We start from the raw sequence: 12,447 nt of genomic DNA, 5'->3' as shown, positions 1-12,447 counted from the left end.
AGCTAGCCAAAACAACTGATTGGTCGAGAACTTGAATCCAACCGCGGGCAATTTCACCACGACGACCGACCACACCATCCAGACTGCAAAGGCCAAAGTAAGTGCAGGGATCGAAATCCAAAGATTTTGTAGAGCAATATTCCGACCCTTTCGGCGCCAAAACGCTTCGTCTTCAGGAGTCCACTCAATAATGAGATTTCTAGACATGTTCAAGCCCCAGTAGAGTTATAAGAGTTGCTTCGCAGTTTTTTTACGAAAATGCAGAGAAAGACTTCTGACTGAGCCAATCTTGATTTTCTTACTATATCGCCTGCAGTTACGCTTTTACAGCATCCGTTTCGCTCAAGTCTTTCAATTATTCTTAGGCTTCACGCCAACCCTAAGATCTCTGGTGTTCCGCCTATTTTTTCCAACCCAATTCCAAATTACCTGCTGATACGGCCGCCATGTGTAATTCAACGGGAACACTGTGAAGTGGATCAAGCGCGTGAAAGGAATTAATCCGAAAATTACAAAAGCAGATAATATGTGCAGTTGAACAACATCGGGTAAAACCAGGATCGCATCGACTTTTGGATTCATAATGAAAATCGAACGTAGATAAGGTGTTACTGACGATGAAAACCAAGATGTTCCCCATCTGTCAAAATAAGCGATCATCAACCCAGTCATGAACTGAAAAGTCAGCAAAATATAGAGTATTACGTCCATACGGCTCGTGACCTTGCGTAACCGTGCATCACTCAAGCGCCTTACGATCAAAGCCGCGAGGCCGAACATTGCACTCAGCGCGAAGGCAAACATCGTCCACTCCAGCGCCAGCAGGCGCCATGGTTGGCCGTTCCACGCTAAAACAGTTTGAGGAATGGCGAATGCAGCCAAATGCCCAAGGAATACAATGAGTATCCCCCAATGAAATGGTTGGGTGCCCCAAAACAATTTCCGACTTTCTAGAAACTGCGACGACAGCGACGTCACCTTAAAACCCAGCATTCGATAACGATAAATCGACCCTACCAGCAATGTCGTGAGAGCGACATATGGCAGTATCGTGAACAGTGCTTGTCGAAAACTCATCTTAATCTCCTTGAGCCATTTCAACTGAAGGGCACGCAATTGCGCACATCGGGAGTTCGCCATCTTTAGAATCATGAATCGGAATAAAATTGTTACCTGTCAGTCCGCGATGTCGTTCCGGCACGCCTGGAAAATCGTGATCAAGCACCATCAACAGCGCCCCAAGAGCATGCCGATAGGGATTTCCGTAGTTCAGCTCCTCTTGCACAATAGCCTCTTGTTTCTTCTTTAGAGAAGCGATGCGATCACGGATTCGTTTTTCATCAAACGCCGAAAGCATCGAGCGAACAGCAGGAATCAGCGCTAGTTCAGCCATGTCCTTGACCAAGTCTTCATCATCCAAACAAGAAAACAGATCCAGTACATTCGAGAGATGGTCCGGTAGTTCAAGTCCGCAGTCATGACATCTTCTTCGGTGTTCCTCCTTCATGCTCGCCAGAAAGAGTCCGCGCTTATAGTCCTCGCCAAACAGCACATATCCGATCTCCAGATGGCAGATCGCCTGAACTTCGAACGTCTTGAGAAAGATTTCTTCTCGCTGCGTCGGGGCAAGCACGAGCATGTGGCTGACATATTTTTCAAACTCCGGCAGCGCGCCCGGATGTGATAGTTCGAGTTGAGCCTTGAAATTGCTTAATTCCTCGATCAACTCAAGCCCTGGGTAGCGGAATGGCGCGGAGAATTGCCTATAAATTTCTAGGTTATTATTCATCAAAGACCCCGAACCGGCTTTTCACGAAAACCAAATCCAACATTGCCCTTACGATCATCGGTGGCCTCAAGCAATTCACTCGCTTCCTCCCGATGCGCTGCCGGAATCACGAAGCGCTCCTCGTTCAGCGCCAAGGTGGTTAATCGGAATATGGCGTCCGCCATCTCTTCGCTCATCTCTGCTTCTTGCATCGCCTTGGTGACTTCTTGCTCAGGAAGATCGCCAACTGTCACTCTGCGGCGGTGAATCTTGACAGCCATCATCTTCTTCAAGACAGTCTCAATTTGCTTAACGTTACCGGCAGAGAACAGCGATGCCAGATATTCCAAAGGTAGCCGTGAGTTCTCGATCCCACCCCAGAAAGACTTCGTGGACGTGTTGTAAAGCCCCTCTGTGACCTTGCCCATAGTCGGCAGGAGTGGCGGCACGTAAAACAGATTAGGAAGTGTCCGAAATTCTGGGTGGAGTGGGAGTGCAATTCTCCACTGCTTCACAAATTTATAAATCGGCGATTTTTGAGCGGCGTCGATTGTTGAGTCTGCGATACCGCATTCCTTTGCCCTTTTAATCACATCTGGGTCGAAGGGATCGAGATAAATATCGAAATGCTTGTTAACGAGATCCTGCTCATCGCAAGACGCCGTCGACTCGATTTTCTCGGCGTCATAGAGCATCACGCCCAGGTACCGAATCCGCCCGACACATGTGTGAAAACAAGCCGGTGCCATGCCGGCTTCAAGGCGGGGGTAACACAGCACGCACTTCTCAGACTTTCCAGTCGACCAGTTGTAATAGGTTTTTTTGTAAGGACAAGCTGTAACGCACATTCGCCAACCACGGCAACGTTCCTGATTGATCAGCACAATCCCATCCTCACCCCTTTTATACAGGGCCCCGGATGGGCACGAAGCGACGCACGTTGGGTTGAGGCAATGATTACATATACGCGGCAGATACATAAAGGTGAGGCGTTCAAGCTGAAACATAGCCTCCTGCTCTTCGGGACTCAATTTTTCCAGGTTGACGTCCTTGCGTGCATAATCCTTTGTCCCCCCAAGATCGTCGTCCCAATTCGGCCCCGCTTTAACATCAATTGGATTGCCTGTGACCAAGGATATTGTCCTTGCCGTTGGCTGATCATTGCCTTCCGGCGCATCAAACAGATCAGAATATTTATAAGTCCATGGCTCATAGTAATCATCCATCACCGGCATGTCCGGGTTGTAGGTGATATTTTTCAGGGTAATGACCTTATTTTTATTGCTTTTTGGCCTTATTTCATCTCCAACTTTCTCCCATCCACCTTTATAGACCTCCTGATCCTCCCAGCGCGTTGGGTATCCGGTTCCAGGTTTAGTCTCAACATTATTCCACCACATATACTCCGCACCCTTGCGGTCGGTCCAAATATTCTTGCAAGCAACCGAACAAGTGTGGCAGCCGATGCATTTATCAAGGTGAAACACCATTGAAATTTGCGATCTGATATCCATGATTCTGTTCCCTTAGAAGTTGACTGTTTCCATTTTCCTGACCAGCACATGGGTATCGCGATTGACCCCCACCGGGCCCCAATAGTTGAGATGGTAGGTAAACTGGCCATAACCGCCAACGCAGAGATTCGGTTTCAAATGCACACGCGTGATGCTGTTGTTCATTCCAGCTCGCTTTCCACCTCTGATCTGGGACTTCGGCACGCTATAAGTGCGCTCAACAGCGTGATAGACAATGCAAACTCCCGATGGGATTCGTGCGCTCACTGCAGCGCGGGTGCAATAAACGCCATGATCGTTATAGACTTCGACCCAATCGTTGTCTTGAATTCCTAGACTTTCGGCGTCTGCCTCACTCAACCAACAGGGTTCCATGCCACGGGAAAGCGTCAACATTCGCAGTGTGTCACCATAGGTCGAGTGAATATGCCATTTCCCATGTGGAGTCAGGACATTCAACATTTTTGCCTTACCATCGTTCACTGATTGGCGTAAGTCACCATAAGCCTCTGGCGTAGGTGACGGCTTAAATGTTGGCAAGTGCTCGCCGAACGCAATATAGCCGTCGTGATCCAGATAAAAATGCTGGCGCCCTGTCAATGTGCGCCAAGGCACCTTGTGTTCGACGTTATAGGTAAATCCCGAGTAAGCCCGGCCATCGTCCATCAGGCCCGACCAGACAGGTGTATTGATTAGGCGTCGGGGCTGCGTTTTCAGGTCGCGATTATTGATCAGCACGCCCTTTGAGGCCTCACTCAAATGAGATAGCTTTAATCCAGTTTTAATCTCTGCATTTTTATAAGCACGTTGCGCCAGCTCTCCGTTTGTCGCAGATGAGAGATAAAGAACAGCCTCGATTGCTTCGGTATCCTCCTTAAGAGAAGGGTAGTGCTTGCCTTGAATTGTCTGTATATGATCTTTGTTATCTAGCATCTTGTCATAGAAATCGGCGCAATCATATTGATTTCCGTGTGCGCCCAAGCCCTTTGCACGTACGTTAGGCCCGAGCGTAATGAATTTATTATAAATCTGCGTGTAATCCCGATCTTCCAACGCGAGTTTGTGCATAGACTTGCCCAGCACCGGCTCGCATTCGCCCTTCGTCCAGTCAAGCATTTTTGGCTGAGCAATTTCGTCGGCCGTGTCATGCGAGAGCGCTGACATCACGATATCGGTGACCGGTTCCGGCATATGTTTCTTCGCCATCTCGCTCACAACGTTTGCGAGGTCCCGGAAAATATTCCAGTCTGTCTTTGATTCCCAAACGGGTGGAATTGCCGCGCTTAGTGGGTGAATGAATGAATGCATATCGGTAGAATTCAGATCATCCTTTTCGTACCACGAGGCTGTGGGTAGCACGATGTCTGAATAAAGCGCTGACGTGTCCATTCTGAAATTCAGGTCGATAATCAGGTCCATTTTTCCACTGACTGCGGCATCACGCCATTTGACATCTTTGACTTTACCTTTCGCCGCCTCATCAGCAATGTGATTATGGTGCGTTCCCAAATAATGATCGAGAAAATATTCGTGGCCCTTTGCACTCGTGCCGATTGCATTGCCGCGCCAAATAAACCATACGCGTGGCCAATTGATTTCGGCATCCGGATCGGCCACTGAATATCGCACCTCGGTCAGTTTCAGTTTTTCTAGGACGTAATTCTTGATTTCCTCCTCGGTGCTGGCCCCAGCTTGGCGCGCTTGCTCCACCAGTTCAAAATTGTTCACGTTGAATTGGGGGAAAAACGGAAGCCAACCATTTCGCACGGCTTTCACAATAAAATCTGCGGTATGCAGTTTCGTCGTGTCGTTACTCGGCGCGGCGTTGTATTCGTTTTGATTGCCGTCGTAGCGCCACTGGTCAGAATTCATGTAATGCCAAATAGGCGCTTGTTGAAGTCGTGTTGTGCTCTGCCAGTCGCGTGCTGACATGATGCTTCCCCATGAGTCTGAAGGCGCAAGTTTTTCCTGGCCAACATAATGATTCATCCCCCCGCCATTAACGCCGACACATCCGGTCAGCATGAGCGCCATCATTCCTGCTCGATAGATCAAATTGCCGTGAAACCAGTGGTTGATGCCAGCACCGACAATGATGGTGCATTTGCCGTTCGTCATCTCCGCTGTGCGCGCCCATTCACGGGCAAATTGCAGCACTGTTTCTGACCCGATGCCTGTGAAAATTTCCTGCCACGCTGGCGTATAAGCAGCATCCTTATCGTTGTAGTCTTCCGGGTAATCTCCCCCCAGGCCACGATCGACTCCGTAGTGAGCCATGATGAGGTCGTAGATCGTGGCAACGGATATGCGCTCGCCAGAAACCGTTGTCACATACCTGACCGGGACGCCTCGCAAAGCCTTACGATCCAACCCATACTCAGTGAATTCAACCGGTAACACGTCGTCGCTCTTGCCGAGCATCGTGAGCAGGGGGTCATAGCTTTGGTCGTCGAGCCCATCCTCGAGCTTGGTGTTCCAGTTTCCCTTCGCCTTGTCCCAACGATGTCCGACACTTCCCTTCGGCATCACCAGTGTGCCGGTCTGTTCATCAATGTTTAGAAATTTCCAATCGCCATTTTCCTGATCCTTATATTTTTCGACCCTGTTCGCGCGGAGTAGTTTGCCTGGGATGTAATGCTCACCATTGGCATGCAGCTCAACCAGATAGGGACTATCGGTATATTTTTTTGTGTAATCGATAAAATAAGATGTCCGCTTTTGATGATGCCATTCCGTCAGAATGACGTGCGTCACAGCCATCCAGAAAGCCCCATCTCCCCCTGCATGCACCGGAACCCATTGGTCCGCGTATTTCGCCACCATGCTGAAGTCGGGGGAAAATACGACCGTCTTGGTGCCGTTATGACGCGATTCCGAAAAAAAATGGACGTCGGGTGTGCGCGTCATCCCGAGATTGGCGCCCATGACAGCCGTGAATTTCGAGTTGTACCAGTCGGCGCTTTCGGCCACGTCCGTCTGCTCGCCCCAAACTTCGGGAAAGGCCGGGGGTAGGTCGCAATACCAATCGTAAAAACTCAGCAGCACTCCGCCCATCAATTGCAGGAAACGCGACCCTGCGGCGAAACTCAGCATCGACATCGCCGGAATCGGTGAGAACCCGACAAGGCGGTCAGGACCATATTTTTTGACTGTGTGCAGCGATGCGGCGCTGATCAACTCCATCGCCTCATCCCACTGCACACGGCGAAAACCGCCCTTACCGCGTGCTTGTTGATAACGCTTGCGCTTTACCGGATCGTCCTGCAGGTTCCGCCAAGCCAGGACTGGGTCACGGGTTTTCTCTTTTTCTTCGCGATACAGATCGAGTAAGGCTCCCCGCATCAGGGGATATTTGACGCGGATCGGGCTGTAGAGGTACCAAGAATAAGAAATGCCTCGCTGACAGCCCCGCGGTTCATAAGGTGGAAGTGATTTTTCGAGCAGCGGGTAATCTAGGGCCTGTGTTTCATAGACGACAATTCCATCTTTCACATGCACGTTCCAGGAACAACCTCCTGTGCAGTTGACGCCATGTGTGCTACGTACGACTTTATCGTGCTGCCAACGATTCCGATAAAACTCTTCCCAAGATCTTGTTTTTGGCGAAATAATGTCTTTGATCCAGCTCATGATGTCCTCGTTTCTTGTCGAATATTGGGCGTCTGATTCAATGTGTCTTGACCTGGCGCGCATAGATCAAATGCTTAGTGCTAACTCTTTTTCGCCTGATCCAAATCAGATTCATGACCGCCAAAATTGCAAGCATCCCCAAGCCCCCTGCTGCGAGCATGTGGTTCGCGACACGCGTTCCTGCTTGCGTTGCTTTGGATGTATTTGCCGCCTGCAGGAAGGCAATTAACTGCACTGTTTCTGCGGTCGTGACAGGATGATCCTTGTAGGCCATAGCCATCGGCGCAAAAGGGGGCGAGGTGATCATGGCCTTGATGCCGTCGGCGCCGATGGCTCCGTAGATCCCCGTTAGGCCAACGGCAAGCTTTCCACCGGCGATGCCGATCGTGGAGTTGTTGACGTCATGACAAGAGATGCACGCTGCACCGCCATGGGTAAGCCGCGTTTGCCCGGTGAAAAGCCTGGAGCCTGCCATGATCTGCAAAGAGCTTGGCTGTGCGGCTGCAGCGGGCGTAGCCGTCAGCGGTGCCGAAACATGGATTGCACCTTGAGAAGTTTGGGAAATGTAGGTCAGGATGCCACGGATTTCAGTGCTGGACAGCGCTTGATCTGGCATCACCATGCCGTATTGGGCGGCAAGCGATTTCGCCGCCAAATCACCACTCTGAATCACCCGCTGGGGGGATTGAATGAAATGCAACAGCCAGTCTGTCTTGCGGCTTGCCTCGATGTCCTTCAAATCCGGCCCAACCAGCTTTCCGCCACCGATCGTGTGACATTGAGCACAGCGCTGCTCGAAAATGGCCTTGCCCGTGTCGGCAAAAGCCTGGGTCATGTTCACCAGATACATCGCAACCAGCAATACGAAGGCCCCGCTCATCCATAAATGCCGGCGAGGTCCTGCCTTGGCGCGGGCCACGTGTTGATACGACAACCCTCTCATGAGTTTCTCCTGCTGCGGACTTGAATGACTTGGACGATAGGCCTTGGCCATGCAGTTGCCTACTGCAGGGAAACGTCATGAAAGGCGTTGATATACCCCTATCGAGGTATGGGAGTAGTTGTGCAAGCTCTTGATTCGGCTGCATTTTCAAAATCACTACCGCCGATTCCCCTCTGGCCGGGTTTTTCGCGGTACCCCCGAAGCAATTGCCGGCTCCCCAATGCAACGGGGCCCGCAATACATCATGCCCGTCGGGCCGCAGCAGCCCGATACAAGAACCACAGCAGAGGGAGTAGAGGCACGCGGTCGAATACAGGCGCCATATCGTGTATAGCCTCGCCTCGCCTCGCCCATACGCGAGCGATTCCTTACCTCGATCCATTGCATCGACAAGATGGCGCTGCGCAGCCCCAAAGAGGTACCGGCCAAGATCGTGGGCCCACATGTACTGACAACACGATGTGAGAGCGCCTCCGATTGGTCCTCGGCAGGTTCATAATGACTGCAGTTTCCTGGTGCACGGGACAACCACTGATTGCCTCGTGCGAAGCCCCTCATTCAGCCTGCCATAAGCGCAACGCCCAACTCCGTGGAAACCATGATTCGCTTGCACCGGCAGTTCTGGGGACAGTCGCTACTGGCGCGGCTGGCGCGAATGCTCCTTCTCATCGCGCTCCTCTCCCTGACGAGTTTGATCAGTTCCCTAGTCATCGCCGACAGCGCACGTGGCGAAGCTTCCGCCATCAACATTGCTGGGTCGTTGCGGATGAAGACCTACCGCGCGGTCGCAATGCTCGATGCAATGCCCGCGCGCAGCGGCCCCGATCAAATCAGCAATTTGGAGGCATCACTCAGCGATTTCGAAGCCACGTTGGCATCACCGACCCTCACCCAATTCATTCCATCCGATGAGCTCGACCGGCGTGCACATGCCTACCGCAGCATGCTCGCGACCTGGCAGCAGCGGATGCGCCCTTTGCTCATCGCCGAGGCCAACACATCACGATTCGGGCTCGAAACCCGACAAAGCGAGCAAGCTCGGGCTGCGCTTTTGACGCAAGCACGGAGTTTCGTCACGTCGATCAATAATCTGGTCACTTTGCTGCAGGACAACGTTGAAGCAAAACTCGCGTTGCTGCGGCTCATCCAAAGCCTCGCCATCACCGCTGTTTTCGTCGGCATTGCGGCCACGATCTATGTCACTCGCGCAGAGGTTCTCGTCCCCCTGAAAGAACTCCAGGAGGCCACCAAAAAGATACGCAGGCAAGATCTCTCGGTGCGCGTCGCCCAGTACGCCGCAAACGACCTCGACGGACTCGGCCTGTCGTTCAATTTAATGGCAGAAGATCTCGACAAGCTCTATCAGAATCTCGAACGTAAGGTCGCGGAGAAAACAGAATCCCTGGCGCGCAGCAACAAGTCGCTCGAGTTGCTCTATCGGTCGATCGGGCGCCTCTATCCCAGCGCAGTTAATTCGGGCACACATCTAGCCTTGCTGAACGACTTCGAGAAAGCCATCGGCGTCGGCCACGGTCTCGTGTGCCTTGCTGCCGACGGTAAACACAGTGATACCCGAACATCACTCAAATTCACTGCGGGCAGTCACCAACTGTGCCAGATCTCGAATTGTTCGGACTGCCAAGGGACCCATACCATACGCTGGCGCGAATTCGAACATGAGCATTTGCGCGCGCTTGCACTCCCTCTACACGATACCAACACCAGTTACGGTGTTCTCCAGTGGGTCATCTCTGCCGAGCAGGACCTGGAGCCCTGGCAGATTCAATTACTAGAGGCCCTCTCGACCCACATGGGAATCGCGATCGGCGAGGCCATGCGCGCCGAACAGTCGAAGCGATGGTCTGTCTACGAGGAACGTGCGATCCTAGCCCGTGAACTTCACGATTCACTTGCGCAATCGCTGTCGTATATGAGAATCCAGGTATGCCGGTTAAAAGCCGTGGTGCAGGCCAAGGATCCCGCGCAAATTGATCTCATCATGGCTTCGCTCGACGACGGCTTGGCCCATGCCTACCACCACCTTCGCGAGCTACTGTCGACTTTCCGCGTGAAGGCTGAAGACAATCTGACGATTGCACTCGAAAAGGCCGCGGCCGAGTTTTCTCTCCGCGGTTCCGTTGCCATCCGCACCCAAGTGGACCCAGCTATTTCCCCGCTGAGCACTAACGAGGAAATCAACCTGCTGCAAATCACAAGAGAAGCCCTCGCAAACGCGATTCAACATGCTAAACCGAACCATATCGATGTGAGTTTGCATGGGGGCGAAAACGGCACCGTTCAACTCATCATTGATGATGATGGGATTGGCGTTGGCGAAAAGGCCGCAAAGATTGGCCACCACGGGCTGCTCATCATGCACGAGCGCGCTAACCACATCCGCGCCGAAATATCCATCGCGAATAAGCCTAAAGGCGGAACCAGAGTTGCCGTGCAATTGACACCTAGCGCCCTTATCAACTCCATTCGAATCGTCCCCAGCACCGAGCATGAATTCAATACATGAAGTGGTGATCATCGATGATCACCCGTTATTCCGACAAGGGCTGAAAGACCTGATCGCGATGGCGAGCGAACGGCTTGTGGTCGTTGGCGAGGCAGACAACGGGAAAGACGGTCTGGAACTTGTGCGTCGGTTGGAACCCACGTTGGTCCTGCTCGATCTTCATATGAAAGGCATAAGTGGCCTCGACACGCTGAGAGAGCTTAAGGCCGTTTATCCGGGCATCACGACGATCATGGTCACGGTATCCGATGATGCCGAAAATCTGACTGCAGCGCTGCGTGCGGGCGCTGATGGTTACCTGCTCAAGGACATGGCACCGGAAGCCTTGCTCGCCAGCATCCTCAAGACATCCGAGACCGGTGTGATGACTCTGAGCGACAATTTAGTTAATTTATTAGTCGTGTCGCTACGGGAAGATCTTTTATCCAAAACGAAAGAGACAGCAAAATTGACACCACAAGAGTTCAATGTGCTCGCCCACCTCAAAGAAGGGAAGAGTAATAAACAGATAGCTCGAGACCTGGATATCGCCGAGGGAACCGTCAAGATTCACGTCAAACGCATTCTCAAAAAAATCAATGTTAATTCACGCACGCAAGCTGCCGTATGGGCCGTTGGAAACATCTGAGTTGCATATACTGAATTGATTAAAACATCGCTTGCACAATTGACATCGGTTGAAGGACGTCATGGAAATCAATAACTTTAATGATCTTCTGGAATTTGCACGTCGCGAATCCGAGCCGCAACGCCTTTTACTCGTATTTATCGGCGCCACGCTTCCCGAGAATGCCAGCGCAGAACAAATAGCCGCATTTCATGCCGGCAAGGGTGGCGAGCTTGAGCCTGTGATGTATGTCGACAAGGACCCTCATGAGATCCTGAGTTTCGAGGCCCTGACTGCGGAGTCAGCCGACTACGGCCCGCCGTGGTCCCTCGTGTTCACGTCGTCGGTCTCCTGGCGGGATGGTCGTGCCCCCACCAGTGAAGAAACCGAGGCGTCTCTGCACCATATGATCGAATGCATCAGGGCGGGTTTATTCGAAGGGATGCTGCCCTTCGATCGCGACGGAGAACCAGTGCACCTCGTCAGTGTCAGCACCACTTAAAAACCACGTGGTAGGTACCCCCGGGCCTCTGCCACTGCTCAACGGCAGCGGCGCGGCTTATCTGGTTTCGAGCCGGTGCACGATCGCCAAAATGGGCACGAGCGCGGTCCATCTGACCGCCAGGGGGCTGATCGATGATTTTTTCAGCCGATTCGAAAGCGCCGTGCGTGGCGAGTCTGGCAACGCCTCTCCGAGCGGCAGGGTTGAACGACTGTGGTTCATGATGCCCCCTTGGGCCTGCCCCCCGGAGTTCGACAATTGTGCTCGTAAGTAGTCGGCGCTGAAAAATTCCCATACGCTGCCCCCAGGGATTCGTAGCAGGTTGGTCTAGAGTCCGATCAATCCGAGAAGGAGATTGGACCGATGAAGAGGCGCTACAGCGAGGAACAGATCATTGGCTTCCTGCGAGGCCAATGCCGGGCTGCCGGTGCCCGAACGGCAGCCGCTGGTGCGACCGATGCAGCCCAACGAGGTGTGGAGCATGGACTTCGTGTTCGACGAGCTGGCCAGCGGTCGGCGGGTGAAGACGCTGACGATCGTGGACGACTGCTAGCCAAGGAGGTGGTATCCATCGCGGTGGACACCTCGATCCCGGCGCTGTACGTCACGCGGGTGCTCGACCAGGTCAAGGCCGAACGCGGGCTGCCCAAGGTGATCCGCACCGACAACGGCCCGGAGTTCGCCGGCCGCACGATGCAGACCTGGGCGGCGAAGAACGGCGTCGAGCTGCGGTTCATTCAGCCCGGCAAACCGGTGCAGAACACCTATATCGAAAGCGTCAACAGCCGCTTCCGCGATGAGTGCCTGTCGCAGCACTGGTTCGCCAGCTTGAGCCACATGCGCTCAATCATCGACAACTGGCGCGACGACTACAACCACCACCGGCCGCACAGCACCCTTGGCTACGTGCCACCGGAGGTGTTCGCCGCGCATTGCCGCCAGCATGCTGGCGGCAATTC

At 52.8% G+C, this 12,447-nt stretch carries 10 protein-coding genes and 1 pseudogene; 5 read left to right on the top strand and 6 right to left on the bottom strand.

Annotated features, from left to right (window positions below):
* From ACYCUK_RS20800 to ACYCUK_RS20775, 6 genes and pseudogenes are all read right to left on the bottom strand, one after another.
* Positions 1–207: pseudogene (locus tag ACYCUK_RS20800) on the bottom strand (nitrate/nitrite transporter); the annotation flags it as partial.
* A gap of 144 nt (positions 208–351) precedes the next feature.
* The gene (narI, locus tag ACYCUK_RS20795) at positions 352–1,077 is read right to left on the bottom strand and encodes a respiratory nitrate reductase subunit gamma (protein ID WP_461596549.1); all 726 of its coding nucleotides are present in this window, start codon (positions 1,075–1,077) and stop codon (positions 352–354) included.
* Position 1,078: 1 nt separating this feature from the next.
* A complete protein-coding gene (locus tag ACYCUK_RS20790; protein WP_461596548.1) occupies positions 1,079–1,789 on the bottom strand; it encodes a hypothetical protein in 711 nt (236 codons plus the stop codon).
* The gene (gene narH, locus ACYCUK_RS20785) at positions 1,789–3,282 is read right to left on the bottom strand and encodes a nitrate reductase subunit beta (RefSeq protein WP_461596547.1); all 1,494 of its coding nucleotides are present in this window, start codon (positions 3,280–3,282) and stop codon (positions 1,789–1,791) included. Before narH ends, ACYCUK_RS20790 begins: the two co-directional genes overlap by 1 nt.
* Before the next feature lie 12 nt (positions 3,283–3,294).
* On the bottom strand, positions 3,295–6,912 hold the full coding sequence (locus ACYCUK_RS20780; protein ID WP_461596546.1) for a nitrate reductase subunit alpha: 3,618 nt from the start codon (positions 6,910–6,912) through the stop codon (positions 3,295–3,297).
* Between the two features lie 37 nt (positions 6,913–6,949).
* Positions 6,950–7,906 (bottom strand): c-type cytochrome, encoded by a 957-nt coding sequence (locus ACYCUK_RS20775; protein WP_461596545.1) that lies wholly within the window; start codon positions 7,904–7,906, stop codon positions 6,950–6,952.
* Positions 7,907–8,453: 547 nt separating this feature from the next.
* Here ACYCUK_RS20775 and ACYCUK_RS20770 point away from each other — a divergent pair.
* The 5 genes from ACYCUK_RS20770 to ACYCUK_RS20750 form a co-directional block, all read left to right on the top strand.
* Positions 8,454–10,379: a histidine kinase gene (locus tag ACYCUK_RS20770; RefSeq protein WP_461596550.1), complete on the top strand. Its 1,926-nt coding sequence runs from the start codon at positions 8,454–8,456 to the stop codon at positions 10,377–10,379.
* On the top strand, positions 10,363–11,007 hold the full coding sequence (locus ACYCUK_RS20765; protein ID WP_461596544.1) for a response regulator: 645 nt from the start codon (positions 10,363–10,365) through the stop codon (positions 11,005–11,007). The genes ACYCUK_RS20770 and ACYCUK_RS20765 overlap by 17 nt, the downstream gene beginning before the upstream one ends.
* A gap of 61 nt (positions 11,008–11,068) precedes the next feature.
* Entirely contained in the window at positions 11,069–11,488 is a 420-nt protein-coding gene (locus tag ACYCUK_RS20760; RefSeq protein WP_461596543.1) for a ribonucleotide reductase subunit alpha, read from the top strand.
* 394 nt (positions 11,489–11,882) lie between these two features.
* Complete coding sequence (locus ACYCUK_RS20755; protein WP_461596542.1) at positions 11,883–12,041, top strand: hypothetical protein; 159 nt, start codon at positions 11,883–11,885, stop codon at positions 12,039–12,041.
* 23 nt (positions 12,042–12,064) lie between these two features.
* A partial coding sequence (locus tag ACYCUK_RS20750; protein ID WP_461596541.1) for an integrase core domain-containing protein occupies positions 12,065–12,447 on the top strand: 383 nt, incomplete at its 3' end.

This window comes from Thiomonas sp., from assembly GCF_054608695.1.
Note: the sequence above shows the minus strand (reverse complement) of the source record. Positions and strands in the feature narration are given on the sequence as shown.

Bases quoted from the DNA above. Each gene is read 5' to 3' on its own strand.
- narI (WP_461596549.1), bottom strand. From the start codon at position 1,077: ATGAGTTTTCGACAAGCACTGTTCACGATACTGCCATATGTCGCTCTC.
- ACYCUK_RS20790 (WP_461596548.1), bottom strand. From the start codon at position 1,789: ATGAATAATAACCTAGAAATTTATAGGCAATTCTCCGCGCCATTCCGC.
- narH (WP_461596547.1), bottom strand. From the start codon at position 3,282: ATGGATATCAGATCGCAAATTTCAATGGTGTTTCACCTTGATAAATGC.
- ACYCUK_RS20780 (WP_461596546.1), bottom strand. From the start codon at position 6,912: ATGAGCTGGATCAAAGACATTATTTCGCCAAAAACAAGATCTTGGGAA.
- ACYCUK_RS20775 (WP_461596545.1), bottom strand. From the start codon at position 7,906: ATGGCCAAGGCCTATCGTCCAAGTCATTCAAGTCCGCAGCAGGAGAAA.
- ACYCUK_RS20770 (WP_461596550.1), top strand. From the start codon at position 8,454: ATGATTCGCTTGCACCGGCAGTTCTGGGGACAGTCGCTACTGGCGCGG.
- ACYCUK_RS20765 (WP_461596544.1), top strand. From the start codon at position 10,363: ATGAATTCAATACATGAAGTGGTGATCATCGATGATCACCCGTTATTC.
- ACYCUK_RS20760 (WP_461596543.1), top strand. From the start codon at position 11,069: ATGGAAATCAATAACTTTAATGATCTTCTGGAATTTGCACGTCGCGAA.